Source organism: Pseudomonadota bacterium, assembly GCA_018242545.1.
GTDB lineage: Bacteria > Pseudomonadota > Alphaproteobacteria > 16-39-46 > 16-39-46 > 16-39-46.
Genome location: JAFEBT010000009.1, coordinates 16,738 through 39,434, shown reverse-complemented (window position 1 = coordinate 39,434; position 22,697 = coordinate 16,738). Strand labels below are relative to the sequence as shown.

The following is a 22,697-nucleotide window of genomic DNA, read 5'->3' as shown; positions in this document are numbered from 1 at the left end:
CTGTTTGAAATTTATCAAGAATGAGCGCTTGTTCAATAAGTGCCGTGCTTGCTGTCCCCACCCAGTAAGCTTTAAATGCACCTTTATTATTCAGGCAATTCATAATCGACCAAGGATTATAAATCGTAATTTCCCCGATGTTATATCCATTATACCAAGATTTTAAATCACGAACTGTTTCTGGATTTTTGTCTATATTTGATTTATGAAGTAAAATATTCACTTCTTTCTCTGTAAACCCAAAATGTTCTGCATACGTTTCATCTAAAATTGAGTCCTCAACAAGGTTATTCAGACCCGAAAAAAGATTTGCTTTCGCTACACGAAGAATTCCAGTCACAACACCCTTTTCAAGATAATCATTCCCTTTAAGGGCTTTACTCAAAAGACTTCCAAACAAAAGGAGTATGTTTTGAAGATAAAGATCCTCTTCTGCAGAAGGTTTTCCTTCTCGCGCAAGTTGTTTTGCATACCAATCATTCATAGGGGTGTCATATTCATCTATCAGAATAACAACTTTTTTTCCAAAATGGACAAAAAGCATTTCACTCAAAGCGTAAAGGCTATCCTTTAACTCAGAAAGATCAAATTGTTTTGTAATAAATTTTCTAAAATATTCTTTTTGGATATCATCGAGTCTATCACTTTCTAGAAGATATCTATGAGATGCATAAAGTTTATAAATAAGGTTTCTGAGTTCTATTTCAAGGTCTTCATATGTGAGGCCCTTAATGTCTTTAAAAGAGATAAAAAGTGTAGGATATTGTCCAAGATATCCCTCTATTATCTCTTTCTGAGTCCCAATGTTTAATTGAGAGAAAATCTGATATCTTTTAGACCTTTCTTCTTCATCAATACGTCCATCTTCTTGAACGGGGATGTTGAAAAAATATTGTAGCATCGTCATGTTCAGAGTTTTTCCCCATCGCCGTGGACGCGTAATAAGAGTGACATGATATCCACTTCCAAGAAGAGCAGGAATAAAAGACGTTTTATCCACAAACAAGGTATTGCTTGTTACCATTTTCTTAAAATCGTCTGTTCCAATATTGATGGTATAAGTTTTATTCTGCAGCTCTGTCATCGTCTTTTATCGCTCATATTGCCGAATCTTAAACTACCGTAACATACCTTAAAAACTTCCGCGAGAAAATTTATTATCACCTCACGGAAAGCCTTTTCGAAAGACATTTTTAATTTTAGAGTCAAGAGGCTATATGATTTCTCTCTCATATACAAATAAGACATAATATACTTCAATAATGCCATAGTGGACATTATATGTACTTGTGCCATGGCTTAAATCCTGAAGATTTTTAATGAGATAATTTTATTATGAAATTACGTGTTTTCTTTTTATATTTTGCCCTCTTTTTTTTAAGTTTGGTCTCTTATTCCCATGGAATAGTACAAATGGGATTAGATGACTATATTAATGCGAAATGTCAGCAACATGGTCGAGCTTTTAATCCAGACCTCCTGCCCTCTCGAGAGGCTTCTAATTTTAATATATTGCAGACTTTTCGTTTTTTTGGAAATTTAGGAGGAATTGATCCTCAAAAAAATATGCATATTCATCCACAATGTATTTTTTTTGAAGATTCCGAATTTTTTTTAGGATTTCCTCAGGATGCTATAACTTCTTTTATTCAACATCTCTTCCCTTCTCCCGACAGAGTAATTCTGGTTGCAAATCAAAGTGGAGATGTTTTAGGAAAATTGGATCCATTACGTGTGGGAAAGATTCTAAGACTTTTTGAAGATCAATTCTTAAATCCTCAGGATGAAAACGTTTTTAAAAGTATGTTATATAGACTTCTTCTAAAAAAAGAAAAACTCCTTACTGAAGAAAAATATTACAACCTCATGAAAGAGTATCCAGAATTTCTTGAGCGTGATTTTAAAAAAAATCTTTCTAGCGCTCTTGCGTCTTATTGTACGAATCTAAGAGAGGACCTAGAGAAAGATTTAAAAGTCTCGCCTATAGATCCTCTTTTTTTAACACATGTCCTTCAAGCTATGCTCAATAAAAACTCTCAATATGTGAATATATTTCACTCAGGGTTTCTTGCTGAAGGAGAAATAGAATCATACCAAACTGCATTAATGCCTCAACGTGAAGAATCTGAAATTCACACGCGATTAAGATATTTTAAAAATAAGGAAAATGAATTTGAAGCCCTTCGATTTATAGAAATTTTTGTGAATGCAATAGAAGAACAAAGAAGAAATACAAATCTTCCTCGATCGCTCATGCAGCGTGCAATCTTTTATTTTTTCTGGCAAAAAGCAACTGAGACCACGGATGTACAGATGTTTTTGAGAGGGTACTTAGATGTAGAAGATATCGATTCTGGAATCTCTTATCCCACACAACAGTTTAAGGAAACGACTTATTGGGAGATTCGAAACAACCCAAAGAGATTAGAGGAGGCTCTACGTATCCCTGAGAACGCAGCCTTCTTAGTGCGTGGGTATGATTTATTTGAAAATTCCTACCCTCCCAAGATTCAATATAGAACGGCATTCTATAAAGGAAAATCTGCACCCGACTGTATGGAAACATTAGCAAGAAGGTTCCTTTATTATCTCGTTTGGACTAAAATGGGAGCAGGATATGGCTTTAGCAAACATGGTCTCGCTCTTTCAGAAAATAGTCTTCTCGAAAAGTGTTGGGAAGATATATTTACAATAGAAGAGGCTTTTTTGCAAAAAACACGAAATATTTGGATGGAAAATGTCTCAAATCTTCCTCATGTTCGATACTTAAAGTCCACTGAAGGCAAAGCAGGTACGCCGGATTATGAAATTGCCCCTGGTATAATCAATATGCTGAATGTGATACGCACTTTTGTTCCTGATCCAACGAATCCTAATTCTATTGCCTATGAGCCCGCGCTCGAAGCTATACATGCAGAATTTAAACGTCTCTGCTCCTTCTTTCAACGAGAAGGTTTTATGGTGTCATATGAAGAAAGAGATGTGAACCATTTGACGTTTCATACAGCTAAACAAGATTATTTTGGAGACATTACCTTTAATATTAATGGAGAAAAAGCTTTTGATATTGTTGTAGAAAGTCTGGGACACGGAACTCTTAAAATGCACAAAAAGAAAGGAGATTGGAAAAGTACTGTAAAGCTTGGATCTTTACATGGACTTCCTCCAGAACTTCAGGCATTTTTTTGGAATCCTGATAATTTGGACTTCTTTAAAGAGCAATCACCTCAATCTCAAAAAGTTCTTCTCTCCAGCTTAGATATAGATGCGCTTGAAACGAAGCTTTCTGTTATTCATCTTGTCTATCGAAGTTATCCAGAAGGACATGCATTTGTGATAAATCTTTTAAAATCGCCTCATTTCTTTTGGGATACATTTGCTCTAGAGAAACTTACTGAAAGTCTCATGTCTTTGTATCAAAAAGAGGGAACTTTTTTAGATGATGAAAAGATGGAGCAGATTTTTTCTGTATCTCAAGAACTTATGGGTGTTCAGCTAAAAGAACCTTTTCTTGATTCAGGAGAACAAACTTTATGTCTTTGGGCCCTTCAGCATAGCAAAGACGGATGGTTAAAAGCGGGTCTTCCTTCCATAACACATCTGTGCTTAATAGATATTGAACCTCCTCAAAATAAAGAGACACCGAAAGTTTCTCTCACGACTCAGTTTTGTCGAGAGTGGCTTGTACAATGTACAAAATTGAAGAGTTTGAGTTTTAACGACTCAATGAATGAAGCGTTTAAAGATGCTCTTAGCGTTTCTTTAAAAAAATTGAACCATCTTTCATCTCTATCCCTTTCTACAGAGGTTTCCTTTTTACCCTCTTTGTTAGAATGTCTTCCTCCTGCTTTAGAAAAATGTTACATACCTCTTGTTGGGAAGACCCCTCGTTATTTAAATGACACTCTTCCTTTTCCCATGAATGAAGAATGGAAGACATGTCTCTTATGTTTTGAGACGTTTTTCAAAACAGGACAAAATGTCAAATTCCGAATAAGCTCACGCACTTGGCATAGTAACAAAGAAAAGAATGACAAATTTAGAGCCTTCCTTGTGAACCTTCGCAAAGAACTTCTTTCTCCTGAATTTCATGAAAGGATAAAATTTCAATTTTCTCATGAAGATTTTTATGAAGAGATGTCTTGAGATAATTAAAGTAATAGCTTAAAAAAATTGGCAACGTTCGTTTCCTAAACTTGAATTGTCTTATACAAACTTTATAAGGCAAAGGACCAATTTGATCTTTAGTAAAAAATTAAAACTTGTTTTTTGAAGAGAAGCCTCTTATAAAGGGGTCTAAGGTGCGGGTAGGCCCAAGAAGTTTAAAGTTCACTTTAGACCGGATGTTATAACATTTGTCTTGGGGGCATGCCTAACTTGCCCTTATGATTAGACCCTTAAAGAAAGGATAGATGAAATGCCCAAGATGAAAACACGAAGCAGCGCTAAAAAGCGGTTTCGTCTTAATGCTGCCGGTAAGGTCAAGATGGGACCTGCATGCAAACGCCATGGAATGACAAAACGTCCCCAGAAAATGATTCAAACAGCCAGAGGTGCGACCATTATGAAAGAGATGGATGCCAAGGTTGTTAAGAAATACATGCTTCCAAACGGATAAGGGGGAAAAAAGATGGCACGCGTAAAAAGGGGTGTGACCACCCATAAGCGTCACAAAAAGATTTTAAAACTGGCCAAAGGATACAGAGGACGTTCAAGTACTTGTTTCCGAGTCGCTGTTGAAAAAGTTGAGAAAGGTTTACAATATGCGTATCGAGACCGTAAGGCAAAGAAACGTGAATTTAGAGCTCTTTGGATTCAACGCATCAATGCGGCTGTCCGGGAATATGGAATGATTTATTCTCAATTTATATTTGGCCTTAAAAAAGCAGGGATTGAGATGGACCGTAAAGTTCTTTCCGACTTAGCCATTTCTGAAAAAGAGACTTTTAAAGGTGTTGTTGAAGAAGTACGTAAAGCCCTCCAAAAAGCTTAAAGACTTTATAATTAAAGAAGGGCGCCTGCGGGTGCCCTTTTTTGTCTCTCGTTTTTAAACAAAGACCCTGCTATAAAAGTTAAGAGACTTTTCTTGAAACTAAGAATGGAATATCCTGATGTCTTCTTCATCCCTGATTTTAAATTCTGATGCTTTGGAAACTTTTCTTCAGAATATAAAAAAAACTCAAGCTCTCTCAGATTTAGAGGACATCCGTATTTCTATCTTAGGGAAAAAAGGTATCCTAACAGATCATATGAAGACAATGATGTCTTTAAGTCCAGAAGAAAGACGCAACCAAGGTGCTTTTTTAAACATTTTCAAAGATAAAATTTCGCAAGCCCTCGAAACTCAAAAAAAGATATTAGAAGCTCAGGCGCTAGAAGAGACCTTAAAAGACTCCTGGGAAGACATTACGCTTCCTATCCGTCCTTCTCCTTCCGGCAAGGTGCATCCTTTAACGCAAGCGAAAGAAGAGGTCCTTTCCTTTTTTACAAAGCAAGGATTTTCTCTCGAAGAAGGACCAGAAATCGAGACTGCAGATCATAATTTTGGAGACTTAAATATCCCAGAACATCATCCTGCACGTCAAATGCATGATACTTTTTATCTTAAAGCTCGTAATCCTGAAAACTCTAAAGAACCCCTTCTCTTAAGAACACACACTTCTAATATTCAAATTCGTCAATTCAAAACTAAAAAACCTCCCTTTCGTTTTGTTTCTATTGGGCCTGTTTATCGCTCTGATTACGATAATACCCATACACCTATGTTTCATCAAGTTGAACTCGTTGCACTTGAAAAAGGCTTAAACATGGGACATTTAAAAGGGCTCCTAACAGAATTTTTAAAATTTTTCTTTAATTTGCCCGAACTTGAAATACGACTTCGACCTAGTTTTTTTCCTTTTACAGAGCCTTCTGCTGAAGTTGATATTGGATATAGCCATAAAGATGGAAAAATTATTTTAGGAAAAGCCGATAATTGGCTTGAAATTCTTGGATGTGGAATGATACATCCCAATGTTATTTCAAATTGTGGATTGGATCCTTCTGAAATCGGAGGGTTTGCTTTTGGAATGGGCCTTGAGAGAATTGCCATGTTAAAATATGGAATTCCAGATTTGAGGTCTTTTTTTGAAGGAGACCTAAGGTGGCTTAATCACTATGGATTTTCTTGGGGAACAAGCCCTTCTCTTTTTGGGAGTGTCGTTCCATGAAATTTTCTTTCGAATGGCTCAAGCAATACTTAGACACCTCTTTATCCCCTCAAGAAATTGCAGAGTATCTTATCAATCTTGGACTCGAGGTTGAATCTCTCAATGATCAGAGTCTCTTGCTTACTCCTTTTAAAATTGGATACATTACCGAAACATCTCCTCATCCAAATGCAGATCGCCTTAAGATTTGTCATGTTGATTTAGGACAAAGAAATATCTCTAAGGTCGTCTGCGGAGCCCCTAACGCACGACCCGGAATTTGGGTAGTTTACGCCCCTTTAGGAACTCTTATTCCTGCAACGGGGCAAATTCTTAAATCTTCTGAAATCCGTGGGGTCCTAAGTGAAGGAATGCTTTGTTCTCAAAAAGAGCTCGGCCTTGCGACGGAAAGTGACGGAATTATGGAACTTTCTGGCTCTTTTACACCCGGTGTTTCTTTTAAAGAAGCTACAAATTTTGGAGAAGTTCTCTTTGATCTTAAAATTACGCCCAACCGTCCCGATTGTTTTGGAGTTTTTGGAATTGCACGGGATCTTTCGGCAAAACAAGCAGGCGTTTTAAAAACGCCCCCTCTTCCTTCTCTGAAAGGCTCCTTTGAAAGCCCTCTTTCTGTGACATTGGATTCAAAGGTTATTTCTCAAAATGCTTGTTCTCGTTTTATGGGATGCCTAATTAAAGACGTTAAAAATTGTGAAAGCCCTTCTTGGCTTAAATCATTTCTCATTTCTGCAGGTCTCACTCCAATTTCTGCGCTTGTCGACATAACAAATTATATTTCTATTGGGTTTGCTCGTCCTTTGCATGTATTTGATGCTCAAAAAATCTCTGATCTTACCGTTCGCTTTGCAAAGTCATCCGAAAGCTTTGAAGGGCTCAATGGAAAAACCTATTCTCTTGATCCTTCTATGCTTGTTATCAGTGATACCTCGGGTATTCAAAGTATAGCAGGAATTTTAGGAGGGTTATCGTCAAGTTGTACACTTGAAACACAAGATGTATTCTTAGAGGGCGCCCTATTTGACCCAATTATCATTGCTCGAACTGGACAAAAATTAATGATTCAAACGGATGCACGTCAACGACTTGAACGCGGCGTGGATCCTTTAGGTCTTTCTTTTGGATTCCAAGAAGCTCTTCGTCTTATCCTAAATATTTGCGGTGGAACAATAAGTCATATCATTGATCTTAATCCAAGTCCTTATATCCCCCGTCATGCTTCTTTAACATACACCCACATTTTTCAAAAAACAGGGGTTGAGATTTCATCTCAAGAAGCCAAAGACATTTTATGTCGCCTTGGCTTTATTCCCAAACAAGAAACCTCAGGAACGCAGACTTTTGAGATTCCGTCTTGGCGACCAGATATTGAAAAAGAAGAAGATCTTATTGAGGAAATCGTACGGCTTAAGGGATTTGAATACATTCCTAACCTTCCTCTTCCACCCTTTTCAAAAACTTTAGAAAGAGAGTCACTCTTAACGCCCTTTCAAGAAAAACAAATTTTTTTAAAACGTCTTCTCGCCCAAAGAGGATTTCTTGAATGTGTAACCTATTCCTTTATTTCTGAAAAGGAATTCTCTTATTTTGACGAAAAAAAAGAAGATCTTGTACTTGAAAATCCAATTTCCCAAGATATGTCCATTTTAAGACCTTCTTTGCTCCCAGGTCTTTTAAAAGTATGCCTTAAAAATCAAAACCAGGGCTTTCCATCAGCTTCTTTATTTGAGCTTGGATCACTTTTTAAAGGAGCCTCTCCAAATGACCAAGTTTTAACACTTTCTGGCATCCGAAAAGGAGAAACAACGCCTCTCCATTGGAAAAAAGAAATGCGGCCTTTTGATCTTTTTGATATCAAAGCGGATGTCTTTAGTCTTCTTGAAGCATGGGGGATGTCTGCCACATCTTTCCAAATTAAAAGAGAGTCACTCCCTTCTTATTTTCATCCCCATAGAAGCGGCGCTCTTTACCAAGGAGCAAAACGTTTACTTGGGTTTTTTGGGGCCCTCCATCCAACGATCGTAAAAGCTTTTGATCTTGATGACCAAAATCCAGTTTTCGCATTTGAAATCTTTTTAGACGCGCTTCCTTCTCCGAAATACGTTTCTTCTAAAAAAGCTTTATTTTTATCGCCTTATCCAAAAGTCACACGGGATTTTGCATTCATCCTTGAAAAAAATGAAGAAATACAGCCTCTGATTGATGCCATATATGCGCTTAATAAATCTCTTATTGAGAATGTTTTAGTGTTTGATGTCTACACAGGAGTTGGGCTTCTTGCTTCTCAAAAATCAATTGCACTTCGGATTGTTTTAAGCCCTCATCAAGAAACACTTAAAGATTCTGAGATCAAGGACCTTTCTCAAAACATTATTGAGGTTGCCCAAAAAACTGTGAACGCCACCTTACGTATTTAAAGTATTAAAGCATGACCCAAACACCTCTTTCTCTTATCCGAAATTTCTCAATTATTGCCCATATTGATCATGGGAAATCCACGCTTGCCGATCGTCTCATTGAGGCATGTGGCGGCCTTGAAAACCGGGAAATGAAGGATCAAATCCTTGATTCAATGGATCTAGAGCGTGAGCGCGGAATAACAATCAAAGCACAAACAGTTCGCCTTACCTATAAAGCCAAAGATGGACTTGTTTATGAGCTCAATCTTATGGATACACCTGGGCATGTAGACTTTGCTTATGAAGTCAGCAGGTCTCTTGCAGCCTGTGAAGGCTCTCTTTTAGTTGTTGATGCAAGTCAAGGCGTTGAAGCACAAACGCTTGCAAATGTGTATCTTGCTCTTGATAACAATCATGAAATTGTTCCTGTTTTAAATAAAGTGGATCTTCCTGCAGCAGAACCCGAGAGAATTAAAACACAAATTGAAGATGTTATTGGGCTGCCAGCACATGATGCTATTTTAATCTCTGCCAAAACAGGCGTCGGCATTCCAGATGTCTTAGAAGCTATTGTCACAAGACTTCCTCCCCCTGTCGGTGAACTTAATGCCCCCTTAAAAGCACTTTTAATTGATAGCTGGTATGATCCTTACTTAGGTGTCGTGATCCTTGTCCGCATTAAAGATGGTGTTTTAAAAGCAAATCAGAAAATTCGAATGGTTGCGACCAATGCAACCTATCAGGTTGAACAAGTGGGTGTTTTCACACCTAAAATTACACCCATTGCTCAACTTGGACCTGGAGAAGTTGGATATCTCACAGCCAGCATCAAACATGTTGCAGATTGTCAAATTGGAGATACCATTACAGATGATAAAAATCGTGACGTTATTCCATTACCAGGGTTTAAACCTTCCGTTCCTGTTGTCTTTTGTGGTCTTTTTCCAGTAGATGCGGATGACTATCCACGTTTGCGCGAAAGTCTTGAAAAACTCCATCTTAATGATGCAAGTTTTTCATTTGAGGCAGAGACGTCAGCCGCTCTGGGATTTGGGTTTCGGTGTGGGTTTTTAGGCCTTTTACATCTTGAAATCATTGGAGAACGGCTTGAACGCGAATTTAATCTTGACTTAATTGCAACGGCACCCAGCGTCATTTATCGTATTTTTTTAACAAATGGCGAATTTATTGAGCTTCATAACCCTGCAGACATGCCTGATCCTGTTCGTATTGATCATATTGAAGAGCCTTGGATTCAAGCAACGATCCTTGTTCCCGATGAATACTTAGGGCCCCTTCTAACCTTGTGTTCTGAAAGACGCGGTGTTCAGCTTAATTTAACTTATGCAGGTTCAAGAGCGATGGTTGTTTATCGGCTGCCTCTTAATGAGGTCGTTTTTAATTTTTACGATCGTCTTAAATCAATCAGCCGAGGATATGCAAGCTTTGACTATCAAATGGATGGATATGAAACTGGCGATCTTGTAAAGCTATCTATTCTTGTCAATGCTGAACCTGTAGATGCGCTCTCGTGTATTGTTCACAGAGATCAAGCTGATACACGCGGACGCGTTATGTGTGAACGCCTCAAGGATATTATACCGAGACAACTTTTCAAAATTGCCATTCAAGCCGCTATTGGAGGAAAAGTGATTGCCCGAGAAACTGTCTCTGCCCTTCGCAAAGATGTTACAGCAAAATGTTATGGAGGTGACATTTCTCGCAAGCGAAAACTTCTTGATAAGCAAAAAGAAGGAAAAAAGAAAATGCGTCAATTTGGAAAAGTCGAAATCCCGCAGCGTGCCTTCTTAGATGCTCTTAAAATGAGCGATAATTAATGATTTAAACTAAGAATCATATCTTTATTGAAGGAGTTTCTGTTCAAAAAAGTTATTTTTCACTAAAGCTCTTGTTAATTTTTTATTTTTTGATAAAGTTGTACAAAATAAAAATCAGGGAGTAAAAATTTTATGCCTATAAAACTTTGCAAGTTTTCTTTTGTCCGCCTGCTTTGTTTTCTTTCAAGTTTGGGAAGTATCCTTTTTTTAGAAGGATGTACAAACTTTATGTTAGATACCCCTGAAAGCATGGAAGATATCGTTGATAAAAACATCCCTCTGTCGCCACGCGGACATGGAAATCTTGCAAGCCAAACTGAGCTTGATGAAGGCCTCAAACAGCTCCGTGCTAAAAACTATGAACTGGCGTCTAAATCATTTAACGCTGCCATTCGCTTAAGCCCTCAAAATAGTCTTTATCACTATCTTAATGGATTAACCTACCATCTTTGGGGTATTGAAAAAAATCCAACCTATCTTTCAAATGCTGAAATCGGCTATAAAACTGCCCTTTCTCTTGATCCAGGAAATGCCTTAGCTTCCTATAATCTTGGCCAACTTTATATGAATTCCAATAGTTTTAAAAAGGCCCAAGATCAATTTGCAAATGCCCTTATTTCTTTCCCGAACAATCCTCTTTATTTGTTTGCACTCGCTGTTTCTTCTTATTTATGCCAAGATATTGAAACAGCCGTTGAAGCTATTTCTGCTTTAGAAAAGCAAGGGATCTCCAATGAAGAAATCTATAGAGCAGCTACCCTTATTTATGCTTCTGCGAAAAATTTTACAAAAGCACAAGAAAATTTAAATCTTTTAGCCCAAACAGATCAAACGCCTGAAAGTCTCCTGTCTTATCTCAAAAAACGTCTTCTTTCATGGGAAAATTTTTATAGTACTCTCTCAAATCAAACTGTTAATTCAACATCTGAAATTACTCAAAAACCTTTGGATGCACCTTTCAAAAAATCGACACCTGTATCTTCTAAGACAAAATCAAAACCTTCCAAGCCTCATTCCTCTTCTTCAAAGAATTCTTCTTCTCCGTCTACGTCTACGTCTTCTTCTTCCGCCTCTTCTGTCTCTTCTGATCCAAGTTCGTCTTTACCTTTTTCCTTGGAAAACGAGCTCATCGACGGAGAATTTGCGCTGCCCCATTCTCAAAAAATGATTGTTTTAAATGTTATGATTCTGCGTGTGGAACGTCTCGAAACGCAAAGCTATGGAAATAATTTGCTTGATGTTCTAAACATTACGGCAGGTTATAAAAATACTCAAACAGGTGTTCCAACGCCTGCGCTTGGAACAAGTCATGATAACTCACGTACTAAACCAAATATTCGAACAAATAATCTTTCAATTGGTTCCCTTGTCTACTCCCTCAATATTGCAAATGATACGACTAATCATAATGAAATCCTCGCAACACCTTCTTTAATTGCAACCCATGGGCAACCCTCAACCTTCTTTTCAGGAACAGATTACACGCTTGCTCTCACGAGCACCCAGGGCGGTGGAAATCTCGTAAGTAAAGAAGTGGGAATATCTCTTTCTGTCATTCCCTTCTTTTTACAAAATGGAAAAATTGCTCTTAAAGTAAATGCTTTACGCACAATTATTTCTACAGATCCTCTTCCTGGAAATATTGTCCTTGTTAATACAACACCAGCCTTTCAGTCAGATAAATCGAGTGTTTCCGCAACAACCATTCTTTCGCCTGGAGAAAGTCTTGTTTTAAGCGGCCTTACGGAACGCACACATATTAAAAGCCGTGATGAAGCACCTTTCTTAGGGGATCTTCCTGTTGCTGGATTTTTCTTTTCAAATGATTATAGACAAGTTATTGAGCGCTCCATTCTCTTTATCATTTCACCTGAATTTTCAGAAAAAATTGTTAAAGACGCAGCAGGTAACTGGATTGTTGTTCCTGAAGAAGTAGAAGTAAAGTCTCCTTTCCTTGACCGGCTTAAAAAGTTATATCCAACGATTTATAGCCTCCCCAGCAGTGATAATTTCCTTAAAGAATTGTCAGAACCACAATATTCGCGTAATTTTAGAACTTCCGATATGCCCGTCAAGCCTCTAACAATTCCAAATCTTCAGCATAATCTTCATGAAATTGAAGAATTAACATTATAACTTTAACGATGAGCGAAAGCCTATGAAAACGAAAGAAAGATTCTTTAAATATGGTCTCTTGATAACTTTGTCTCTTTTATCTGTAACTGTCCTCGAAAATGAGAGCCATGCTGCTGTTATGGAATCTCCTACTGTAAAACTTATTGTCGCCCCTTCCGCTCTTGATTTAAACAATGGTTCCCAATCTAGTACATTTTACACAATAGGTTGGAAGAAAGTATCTGGAAGCTTCTTTGTTTCTGAAAATTCCCTTATTGCACAAATTTATATAAATTCACAACAAATGGAGACACCAGGAACATATCCATTGGTTTCTCCTTGTTCTGGCGTTGTTACGACACAAATACGGGAAGGCACCCTCATACAACCTGGCCAGACTCTCGGACAAATAACATGCTCTTCATGATTACGCTTCTTTTTGAAGGGTACCTAAAAATTAAGATCTAAAGTGCCATATACCCCCCCGTAAAATTGAAAAAAGTTGCAAAAAACAGAAGATTTAAAACATATGGCTTATCAAGAATTGGAGCAAATAGAAGCAAAGAATTATGCTTCTAAAATTAAAGATTTCCCAATCAAGAGAATCTTTAAGAGAGAGCTTGCCTTTTGTGGTAAAGAGGTTGAGGTTGCTTTTTGTTAAGATTTTTTAAGACAATTCCATAAATTATGCTATACTAACCATAAGCTACGAAGCGCGTCACCTCCATATCCGAGGGGCCTAAGTTTCAAAAATGGAGACTTGTTCTTATAAAAACCGTGGTTTTCATATACAGGTTTCCCCCTTTTCATAAGGGCCACATGTGGATATCCATGCGGGGAACGGCTTTAGTGGCTTTTTATTTTGTTTTTAAATATCTGCTTCCCATGTACATTGATAACAAAGAAAAACTCAGATCAGAGCTTCGAGAAAAAAGACGCCTTTTTGTTCAAAACTCTAAAACTGCTTCTTTTTTTCAAGATATAGGTCCTTTCTTCCGTCATTTCCTTCAAAAGACTTTAAATCTTCCAAAGACGTCTGTTATCAGCGGGTATTGGCCGTTACGGGATGAGGCTGATTGTAAACCCCTTCTTACTTCTCTCTTCCAATATGGCTTTCCCTGCGCACTTCCTTGCATAGACGCCTTAAAATCTCCTCTTTCTTTTAGAAGCTGGCATCCCTTAGATGTCCTTACAAAATCTCCTTGCATGACTATTTCAGATCTTTTTCAACCCCGTAAAAATCAACCCCTCGTAAGGCCAACTCTTCTTTTAATCCCTTTTTTAGGCGTTGATAAATATGGGAATCGTCTCGGATATGGTGGAGGTTTTTATGATAGAACCTTGCACCTCTTACGAAAATCTCCAAAAGACTCTGTTATTGCTGTTGGAGTTGGATTTTCAATCCAAGAAATCGATCATGTTCCTACAACTCCTGAAGATGAACCTCTTAACTGGATTTTAACAGAACATGGGCTTCAAAAAGCCTCTTCGTAGTTTTCTTAAGTCATTGATTTACGATGTTTTTGAAGATCAACACCCAGTAAGAAACCAAAACTCATTAAAAGAGTTAAAAGAGCAGTTCCTCCATACGAGACAAAAGGAAGCGGTACACCCACAACAGGAACAAGCCCCATAACCATAGATGTATTAATGAAAACATATACAAAAACTGTAATAAGAACCCCCATTACAATGAATTTTCCAAAACGATCTCTTGACTCAAGCCCAACTTTTAAGCTCAGTAACATTAGAAGAAAATAAAGACTCAAAAGACAGATCGCCCCTATAAATCCGAATTCTTCTGAAAACATTGTAAATATGAAATCTGTCTGCTTTTCTGGTAAAAAATTTAAATGACTTTGCGTTCCGGCTTGAAAACCTTTTCCAAAAATTCCTCCTGATCCTAATGCGATCTTAGATTGCAAAATGTGGTACCCCGATTTCAAAGGATCTTTTTCAGGATTTAAGAAAATAAGAATTCGATTTTTTTGGTAACTTTTTAAAAAACACCAAGCCAAGGGGAGACAACAAAGGCTTACAAATCCTAAACCTACAAAATAACGAACCTTAACACCCGCCGTAAAAAGAATTCCAGCCCCAATCATGATGAGCAAAAGAGCTGTTCCTAAATCTGGCTGCTTTGCAACCAACATGGCTGGCATTAAAATCATAAAGAGAGGGAGGAGAAGAAATTTTGGTTTTTGTATTTCTTCCACACTTAGAGCACTAAAATACCGAGCAAGAGCAAGAATAAGCGCTATTTTCATTAGTTCAGAAGGTTGAATATTAAAAAAACCAACATTAATCCATCGTTGCGCTCCCATGCCAATATTTCCAATAATTTCAACAGCAAGGAGAAGTAAAAATGAGCCTCCATAAAATAAATAAGCCAGATGACGCCAAAATCTTATATTTATGGCAGAAATCCCAATCATTAAAAGCACCCCTATTAAAAAACGTATCATTTGGGGAAGTGCCCAGGGCATAAGATGACCATTGGCAGCAGAATAGAGCATTATAAATCCAATACCAGAAATGATTGAAATAAGAAGTACGATAGACCATCGCAAATTTTTTAAAAGAAAAATTGGCTTAAAGATTGTATAATTTTCTAACACTCTTAAAAACATTATTTCCCTTTCATGCAAAATCTCTTTTTTGTGCTGCAAGAAGAAGGCGCTGGACGATCGGCACACTATTGAGGCCATCTCCTCCATGCTCGATTAAAACACTCATTGCATATCGAGGCGCGTGGATAGGGGCATATCCTACAAAGAAAGAATGGTTACGTAATTTCCACTCAAGTTCATGCGTCTTTCGAACGCCGCGCGCACGTTCACTCAAACTAATACGCTTGACTTGAGAAGTTCCTGTTTTACCTCCCATCAAAAAGTCAAGTTCCTGAATTCGATGTGCATAAGCTGTTCCTCCTGGTTCATTACAAGCTCTATTCATTCCCTCTAAAATAAGATTGATATGTCTTTCTTGTATCCCAAGAGATTCAAAAGGAGAAAAAGGCTCATTTAAAGAGAGACGGGGAATAACAGATTTTCCACCACTTGCCAGTCTTGCTGTCATAACGGCTAATTCAAGAGGAGTGGACAGAACGTAGCCTTGCCCAATAGAGGCATTAAATGTATCACCCATATACCAAGGCTCATTAAATCGCCCTAATTTCCATTCTTTGTTTGGAATGACGCCTCTTTTTTCTCCATTTAACCCCAAAAAAGGAAGAGACCCGAGACCTAGACGGTTAGCCATACGCGCAATTTCTTCAATACCCGCGCGCTTCCCAATTTCCCAAAAATAAATGTCACACGATCTTTGAAACGCCTCTCTTAAAGCAACGCGGCCATGGGATTCTTTTTTCCAGCAATGAAATTTGTGATTCCCAAGCATCATGTGCCCACGACAATAAGAGGATGTGTGTTCATCAATAACCCCTTTTTCAAGCGCCGCCAGTGCCACGCACATTTTAAAAGTAGATCCAGGTGCATACAGCCCCCCCACAGCTTTATTAATTAGAGGTGTAAAAGGATCTTTTTGAAGGGCTTGCCAATTTTCTTGCGAGATATTTTCTGAAAAAAGATTTGAATCAAAAGAAGGTTGAGATGCAAGCGCAAGAATATCCCCTGTCCTTATATCCAGGAGGACACCTGTTGCACTCGGATGTTCTCTTAATTCCTCCATAAGACGCTGTTGAAGATCAAGATCAAAGGTTGAAATAAAGTCTTGTCCTTCTTTTGGCTTTTCTTGAGAAAGGTCTCGAATAGGTCTTCCGCGGGCATTTACTTCAACTTTTCTAACCCCAGGTTCTCCGCGTAAAGAAACATCAAATATTTTCTCAAGGCCACTTTTCCCGGTTTTAAGATTTCCATTCAATCCACCTTCATTATTCTTCAACTCATTTTCTGAAGGGATACCAACATATCCAATTATATGAGAAAAAACTTCTTTAAAAGGATAAAAACGACGTGTTCCTTCTTCTATCAGAACACCAGGCATATCTAAAAGACTAAGCTCGATCTTTGCAACATCAGCCCATGAAATATTATCTTTCAAAAGAAGAGGAATAAATTTTAAACTCCGCTTTTTCTCTTTAAGAATATTTTTTATATCTTGTTCTGTTAGATTTAAAAGAGATGCTAACTTTTCAAGATAGGGACGTAACGGAATCTTATTAAGTTCAAGAATTTCAAGATTAACAACAGCTCTAAAACTTTTAATATCATAAGCAAGGACAGATCCCCAACGGTCCTTAATCTTTCCCCTTTTAGGAGGAACAAATCTTAAGCTGATCCGGTTATCATCTGAAAGAAGAGCATAATATCCTTTCTTTAAAAGCTGAAGATAACTTAATCGCGAGACAACAACCCCGAGAAGACCAACGCCTATTGTTCCTAATACTATACTTCGACGCGTAAAAAGAGATTGATTTTTATCGTCGTACATTTCACTCTGCTTCTTTTGTCACTTTAAAAGATACTCCTTTTTTTACTTGAATTAAAAGCAAGGTAATAAAAGGATATGCTCCTACTGTCATCAAAAATTGGATCAACATTAGAAAAAAAAGGCCCTGACATCTTTGAAACATGCACATAAAGATCCACTTTAAACCTAAATATCCTAAAAATGTAAAGGAAAAGAAAATCCAAATTTTTTTAAAAGATTTTTTAATTAAAAATTTCCTTTGAGATAAAGCACCAATATAAAAGAGAATCCATAAAAGAGGCGCTTGCCCTAATATATTTCCAGAAAGAATATCATCTATTATCCCAAGAACCACAAGAAATCCCAAAGGAATAAGATGTGGACGATAAAGTGTCCAAAAAAAAAGGACCCCCATTATATAATCTGGCCATATAATGTTAAGTCCTGGAATTTTAAGAAGCCCTACCCAGAAACTCAAAAAAAAGAGTATTCCTAAAAATAATGTTTTTTTACTTTTCTTAAAATGCTTTAAGAAAAAATATGAATTTTCTTTTTTTTGATATTTTTTTTCCCAATGGTTCATGCTCAAACTTTCTAAAAAGACATTCTGCCCCCAGAAAAAACTTAAGATAAAGATAAAGATCAAGTTCTATTTAATTAACACGGGGCTTTCAAAAAATGCTTCCTTTTATTTTTGTAAAATTTTTTGTCTGATTAACCTGCGTCAGAAACTCCATTAATTCTCTTTTTATACTTTATCAAAATTCAGATCCTCTAAAAAGGCTTCGTAAGAGGGCACAATCGTCACCACACTTAAATTATTAAAGTCATTAAAAAGCTGAACCCGGTAGGCATCTTCCGTTTTGCTTGCAATAATACCAATAGGAATATTGGGAGGAAAAATTCCTCCTACCCCCGAGGTACAAACCAACTCTCCAATCTGCGGAGGAGATTTCATCATATCTTCTTGAAGACGCGTTAAGAGCGGTAAATTTGTGCCTTCTCCCATTAAAATAGCAGAATGCTTGGAAGATTCTAAAATAACAGGAACACGTGAATCCATGTCTGTTATAAGAAGAAGACGTGAAGCTTTTTTTCCAACTTCTATAAAACGTCCAACAAGCCCTTTGGCAGTAATGGCAACATCTCCTTTTGCAATTCCCTCATCGCCCCCCCCTTCTATAATAAAATGATGTTTAAAGGTATCCATGGGCCGTGCAATGACTTGCGCTGTTTTTTTAATGTCTGGCAGTGTCCCAAAAAGGGAGCTTCTTTGCTTTTTAAAATGAACTTCATTTTTTAAGATTTCATTTTCTCGTCTTAAATAGGCTGCTTGTGCTTTCCAAAACTCTCTTTCATTTTCAATATGATGAAGATCTTTTATATGAGCTGAAAGCGCCCAAAAATCTTCCATCTTTGTTGTAAGAGAACGTAAAGCCTCAAAAGGCCTATTTAGTTCTTTTAAAAGGGGCGCTGTTCTATCTAAGAGTTCTTCTCGCTTCAAAAAAGCCGGCATTATTCCGAAAAAACCAGATGAAACAATTAAAAAAAGGATAATAACCGTATAAAAAGAAAGCGTGCTTAAATTTACTTTTGACTTAAAAGTTGGCGATAGTGTTAACTTACGCAATCTTCTCGTTAAAAAGCGTTGAGGCGCGCGCGATAATAAGTTAAATTTTTTAGAACTTGAAATCACATTCGCATCCTCTCTTCTTATTAGCCAATGAGAACGCTCCGCAACGTTTTCATCTGTTCAAGAGCACGGCCTGTGCCATGTGCAACACAAGAAAGAGGATCTTCTGCTATCGAAATTGGAAGGCCAGTTGAATCTCGAAGAACGCTATCTAAGTTTCTTAAAAGCGCGCCCCCTCCTGTTAACACAATTCCCTTATCCACAATATCCGCAGAAAGTTCGGGAGCTGTTTGCTCAAGTGTTAACCGAACGGCATTTACAATTTCACTGACAGGCTCTTGTAAACTTTCCACAATGTCTTGCGTATTAATCGTTATCTCTTTAGGCACGCCACTTGCAAGATCTCGACCTTTTATTTGCACTTCTTGAATATCAGAAGGTGTATTTATCTTTGCAGCTCCAATTTCTTTTTTGACGCGCTCAGCTGTAGATTCACCAATTAAAAGATTATATTTGCGTCGAATATAATTAATAATAGATTGATCTAATTTATCTCCTCCAACACGTAAAGAATGGGCAAAAACAATTCCTCCAAGAGATAAAACAGCAACCTCCGTTGTTCCTCCTCCAATATCTACAATCATGGATCCTGTTGGTTCAGTTACAGGAAGCCCAGCGCCTATCGCTGCTGCCATGGGCTCTTCAATCAAAAAAACCCTGCGTGCACCAGCACTTTCAGCAGACTCTTGAATCGCTCTTCGTTCCACAGCAGTTGATCCTGAAGGAACACAGACAACAATTTGAGGACTTGTAAAACTTCGCCGATTATGAACTTTTTGAATAAAATGCTTAATCATTTCTTCTGCAATTTCAAAATCTGCAATCACGCCATCGCGAAGGGGTCGAATTGCTTGGATATTTCCAGGTGTGCGGCCCACCATAAGTTTTGCCTCATCTCCAACAGCAAGCACCTGTTGCTTTCCTTTGGTCACTGCAATAGCGACAACGGAAGGCTCATTTAAAACAATTCCACGACCTCTAACATAAACAAGAGTATTCGCTGTTCCTAAATCGATTGCCATATCAGCCGACAAATACCCTAACAAACGTGCAAACATAAACGATGGTTCCTTTTATTATATTATTATATGAAAAATTCTTAAATCTTGGAAACGAGTATAAACTTTCAGAAAACTTTTGCAACAGCTCATGGAAAAAATTTTACCCTCGAGAGGGAAGAAGTGTGGTATGAAATACCATCAAGCTTATACGTTCTTACAAAAATTTAAAAAATTCTTCTCCTGCTTATACCTATAAGATGTATACAATTTCTGAGCAATGCTATTAGATTTCGCTGTTTGGAGAGTAATTTTAGCCACTCCTTTTTTTTGCGCAAATTCCTCTATATGCATAAGCAACTTACCTGCGATACCATTTTTTCTATATTCTGGTTTTATATATAAGTCATTGAGAATTAAAATTTCAGCAGCACCAATAGATGTAAAACTGTGGTAAAGTTGTGCGAATCCTAGAGGCGTTAAGTCTGTCGCTTTCGTAACTAAAAAAATTATAGAATCATTTTTTTGTAAACGATCTCGTATAAAGTTTTCAGCCTTACATAAATCAAAAATCTGATCATAAAAGACACGATACTCATTAAATAAAGAAGCAACTAAATCAAGGTGCGTTTCATTTGCTTGAAAAATTTTCATACCGTTTCCTTCATACAGATGATTGACATCCTTTCCCCTTTAAAAGAGGAAGATACGCTTTATTCATACAAGTTGTTCGACAGCTTTTTTAAGCCGCGCGCAGGCTTCTTCTAATAGACCCATGGAGGTTGCATAAGATATCCGTACATAAGGTGAAAGACCAAAGGCTTCACCTGGTACAACAGCAACACCTACAGAATCCAAGAAATATGTTGCAACGTCTGAGTCTGTTGTCAAAATCTTTCCTTGGGGTGTTTTCTTTCCTATAATCCCTTTTACAGAAGGATAAACATAAAAAGCGCCTTGTGGCTTCAAACAAGAGAAAAATGGACAAGCATTTAAAAGATCCACGATACGATTCCGTCTTTCTTCAAAAATTTTTTGACGTTCTTTTAAAAAGGTTTGATCTCCTTTTAAAGCTTCTTCAGCCGCAGCTTGAGCAATCGATGTTGCATTTGAAGTACATTGTGATTGGACCATTTTCATGGAAGAAATAAGTTCCTTTGGAGCAGCCCCATACCCAATACGCCAACCTGTCATCGCATACGTCTTGGAGACACCATTAACAATTAAAATACGCGATTTTAAGTCAGGGACAACTTGAGCAAGTGTTTTAAATTTTAAACCATCAAAAATCAGATGCTCATAAATATCATCACTTAAAATCCAAACTGAAGGGTATTTTTTTAAAACGTCTCCCAAGGCCTTCAATTCATTTTCATCATAACACATCCCTGTAGGATTACTTGGCGAATTTAAAATAACCCATTTTGTCTTTGGCGTAATCATTTCTTCCAAAAGGTTTGGCGTTATTTTAAAATTATTATCTTCTCCTCCTTGAATAATTTTTGGAACACCTCCAAATAAAAGCACAATATCGAGATAAGATACCCAATAGGGCGCAGGAATAATAACTTCATCTCCTGGATTTAAGGTTGAGATCATTGCATTAAAAATAACATGCTTTCCTCCACACGATACGATAATTTCTGAAGGATCGTATATAAGGTCATTTTCTGTCAAAAATTTTTGGCAAATTGCTTTTCTTAAAGACAATGTTCCTTCTACGGCTGTATACTTCGTCTCTCCCCGTTCAAGCGCTTTTAGAGCAGCCTGCTTGATAAATTCAGGTGTATCAAAGTCAGGTTCCCCTGCTCCAAGACCTATAACATCATGGCCAGAAGCTTTTAAAGCCGCGGCTTTTGCAGAAATTTCAAGGGTGGAAGATGGTTTAATCATACTCAAACGATGTGCAAAAAAAGACATGAGAACATCCAAATCATTAAAGTAAACTATTAAAAACTTAACCCCTCTCTAAAAGGGTTTTAAAAGATTAAGATTTTATACGTTGCCCTAGGATTTTTGTAAAGAAAGAAGGTTTTTTTCTTAAGTTTTCTGTTCAAAAAGTCACGTTTAAAAATTTTTTTACACTTTGAACCAGAATTATGAGTGAATTAAGAGTTGTTTTATTTTTTTTAACAGGGTATGTTTTAATCAAGGTTTCTAATATATGCTTTGACATTAAAGAAAATACAAGATTTCCTTTGCGTTAAAGAGTTTGGAACTTGAGCGTTTTGCGCTTTTCGTCCTCAGGAAATGGGTTCCTTAGGGTTTTTTAACGAAATATTAAGGTAGAGAAGACAATATGGCGATTGGTACAGTTAAATGGTTTAACACCACAAAAGGATACGGTTTCATTCAACCACAAGACGGATCAAAGGACGTATTCGTTCATATTTCCGCCCTTGAGCGTGCGGGCCTCCGGTCCTTAAATGAAGGCCAAAGCATTTCTTATGAACTTGCAACAGAAAAAGGAAAGACATCCGCTGTCGATCTAAAGCCTGTTGACTAAAATTTTAAAAAAAGAAAAAGGAAAGAGTTAAAATAACCTCTTTCCTTTTTTTTTATCTTTTTGCTTTTTTAATGTAGGATTTTAAAATGATTTCATCAGATATTCGTCAAAATCTTATTCAAAAAGCGGAAAAAGTTGCGCTTAATTCTTATTCTCCTTATTCCAAATTTAAGGTCGGCTGTGCTCTTCTCACCGAAAAAAATCAAATTTTTACAGGTACGAATGTCGAAAATGCGTCCTATGGTCTTTCCATTTGCGCAGAAAGAAATGCCGTTTTTTCTGCTGTTGCGCAAGAAGGACCTGATATGCGTCTCAAAGCCGTTGCAATTACATCAATTCCCCATGCACATTTAACATCTCCTTGCGGCGCTTGCCGGCAAGTTATTGCTGAATTTGGAAAAGATATTCCTATTATTTTTCCAAATGGATCTACTTACATTGATGTTTCTCTTCAGGATCTTCTTCCTTATCAGTTTATTTTCTCGGTTTAAATTTTCATCTCTTTCTA

20 protein-coding genes are annotated in these 22,697 nt (G+C 37.3%); 12 read left to right on the top strand and 8 right to left on the bottom strand.

From position 1 onward, the window contains the following. Positions 1-1,084 (bottom strand): AAA family ATPase (locus JSS34_02555; protein MBS0185223.1); only part of this gene is annotated, 1,084 nt, incomplete at its 3' end. Positions 1,085-1,335: 251 nt separating this feature from the next. Between JSS34_02555 and JSS34_02550 the strand changes: the two genes are divergently transcribed. The 10 genes from JSS34_02550 (at position 1,336) to JSS34_02505 (ending at position 14,055) form a co-directional block, all read left to right on the top strand. Beyond that, positions 1,336-4,146: a hypothetical protein gene (locus tag JSS34_02550; GenBank protein MBS0185222.1), complete on the top strand. Its 2,811-nt coding sequence runs from the start codon at positions 1,336-1,338 to the stop codon at positions 4,144-4,146. A gap of 271 nt (positions 4,147-4,417) precedes the next feature. Next, a complete protein-coding gene (gene rpmI, locus JSS34_02545; GenBank protein ID MBS0185221.1) occupies positions 4,418-4,618 on the top strand; it encodes a 50S ribosomal protein L35 in 201 nt (66 codons plus the stop codon). A 12-nt stretch (positions 4,619-4,630) separates the two neighbouring features. Beyond that, positions 4,631-4,993, top strand: coding sequence for a 50S ribosomal protein L20 (rplT, locus tag JSS34_02540; protein ID MBS0185220.1), 363 nt, complete (start codon positions 4,631-4,633; stop codon positions 4,991-4,993). Positions 4,994-5,111: 118 nt separating this feature from the next. Further along, on the top strand, positions 5,112-6,212 hold the full coding sequence (gene pheS / locus JSS34_02535; GenBank protein ID MBS0185219.1) for a phenylalanine--tRNA ligase subunit alpha: 1,101 nt from the start codon (positions 5,112-5,114) through the stop codon (positions 6,210-6,212). Continuing rightward, positions 6,209-8,626 (top strand): phenylalanine--tRNA ligase subunit beta, encoded by a 2,418-nt coding sequence (locus tag JSS34_02530; protein MBS0185218.1) that lies wholly within the window; start codon positions 6,209-6,211, stop codon positions 8,624-8,626. The genes pheS and JSS34_02530 overlap by 4 nt, the downstream gene beginning before the upstream one ends. Positions 8,627-8,637: 11 nt before the next feature. After that, positions 8,638-10,446 (top strand): elongation factor 4, encoded by a 1,809-nt coding sequence (gene lepA / locus JSS34_02525; GenBank protein MBS0185217.1) that lies wholly within the window; start codon positions 8,638-8,640, stop codon positions 10,444-10,446. Between the two features lie 132 nt (positions 10,447-10,578). Beyond that, a complete protein-coding gene (locus JSS34_02520; GenBank protein ID MBS0185216.1) occupies positions 10,579-12,582 on the top strand; it encodes a hypothetical protein in 2,004 nt (667 codons plus the stop codon). Positions 12,583-12,604: 22 nt separating this feature from the next. Continuing rightward, positions 12,605-12,988: a hypothetical protein gene (locus tag JSS34_02515; GenBank protein ID MBS0185215.1), complete on the top strand. Its 384-nt coding sequence runs from the start codon at positions 12,605-12,607 to the stop codon at positions 12,986-12,988. Positions 12,989-13,063: 75 nt separating this feature from the next. Beyond that, entirely contained in the window at positions 13,064-13,222 is a 159-nt protein-coding gene (locus JSS34_02510) for a hypothetical protein (protein ID MBS0185214.1), read from the top strand. Positions 13,223-13,392: 170 nt separating this feature from the next. Further along, positions 13,393-14,055 carry a 5-formyltetrahydrofolate cyclo-ligase gene (locus JSS34_02505; protein MBS0185213.1) on the top strand — a complete coding sequence of 221 codons (663 nt, stop codon included), beginning with the start codon at positions 13,393-13,395 and terminating at the stop codon, positions 14,053-14,055. Between the two features lie 5 nt (positions 14,056-14,060). On the opposite strand, the gene rodA is transcribed toward JSS34_02505, so the two are convergent. The 7 genes from rodA to JSS34_02470 all read right to left on the bottom strand — a co-directional run bounded on the left by rodA (position 14,061) and on the right by JSS34_02470 (position 21,603). Next, positions 14,061-15,191 carry a rod shape-determining protein RodA gene (rodA, locus tag JSS34_02500; GenBank protein ID MBS0185212.1) on the bottom strand — a complete coding sequence of 377 codons (1,131 nt, stop codon included), beginning with the start codon at positions 15,189-15,191 and terminating at the stop codon, positions 14,061-14,063. Positions 15,192-15,201: 10 nt separating this feature from the next. Beyond that, the gene (mrdA, locus tag JSS34_02495) at positions 15,202-17,013 is read right to left on the bottom strand and encodes a penicillin-binding protein 2 (protein MBS0185211.1); all 1,812 of its coding nucleotides are present in this window, start codon (positions 17,011-17,013) and stop codon (positions 15,202-15,204) included. Position 17,014: 1 nt separating this feature from the next. Next, positions 17,015-17,470, bottom strand: a complete 456-nt coding sequence (gene mreD / locus JSS34_02490) for a rod shape-determining protein MreD (GenBank protein MBS0185210.1) — start codon at positions 17,468-17,470, stop codon at positions 17,015-17,017. A 270-nt stretch (positions 17,471-17,740) separates the two neighbouring features. After that, the gene (locus JSS34_02485; protein ID MBS0185209.1) at positions 17,741-18,688 is read right to left on the bottom strand and encodes a rod shape-determining protein MreC; all 948 of its coding nucleotides are present in this window, start codon (positions 18,686-18,688) and stop codon (positions 17,741-17,743) included. A gap of 20 nt (positions 18,689-18,708) precedes the next feature. Continuing rightward, positions 18,709-19,743 (bottom strand): rod shape-determining protein, encoded by a 1,035-nt coding sequence (locus JSS34_02480; protein MBS0185208.1) that lies wholly within the window; start codon positions 19,741-19,743, stop codon positions 18,709-18,711. A 147-nt stretch (positions 19,744-19,890) separates the two neighbouring features. Beyond that, complete coding sequence (locus tag JSS34_02475) at positions 19,891-20,337, bottom strand: GNAT family N-acetyltransferase (GenBank protein ID MBS0185207.1); 447 nt, start codon at positions 20,335-20,337, stop codon at positions 19,891-19,893. Between the two features lie 63 nt (positions 20,338-20,400). After that, positions 20,401-21,603 (bottom strand): pyridoxal phosphate-dependent aminotransferase, encoded by a 1,203-nt coding sequence (locus JSS34_02470; protein MBS0185206.1) that lies wholly within the window; start codon positions 21,601-21,603, stop codon positions 20,401-20,403. A 379-nt stretch (positions 21,604-21,982) separates the two neighbouring features. On the opposite strand from JSS34_02470, the gene JSS34_02465 reads away from it, so the two are divergent. Both JSS34_02465 and cdd read left to right on the top strand, forming a co-directional pair. After that, positions 21,983-22,189 carry a cold-shock protein gene (locus JSS34_02465; protein ID MBS0185205.1) on the top strand — a complete coding sequence of 69 codons (207 nt, stop codon included), beginning with the start codon at positions 21,983-21,985 and terminating at the stop codon, positions 22,187-22,189. 86 nt (positions 22,190-22,275) lie between these two features. Further along, complete coding sequence (gene cdd, locus JSS34_02460; protein ID MBS0185204.1) at positions 22,276-22,680, top strand: cytidine deaminase; 405 nt, start codon at positions 22,276-22,278, stop codon at positions 22,678-22,680. The last annotated feature ends 17 nt before the right edge of the window (positions 22,681-22,697 follow it).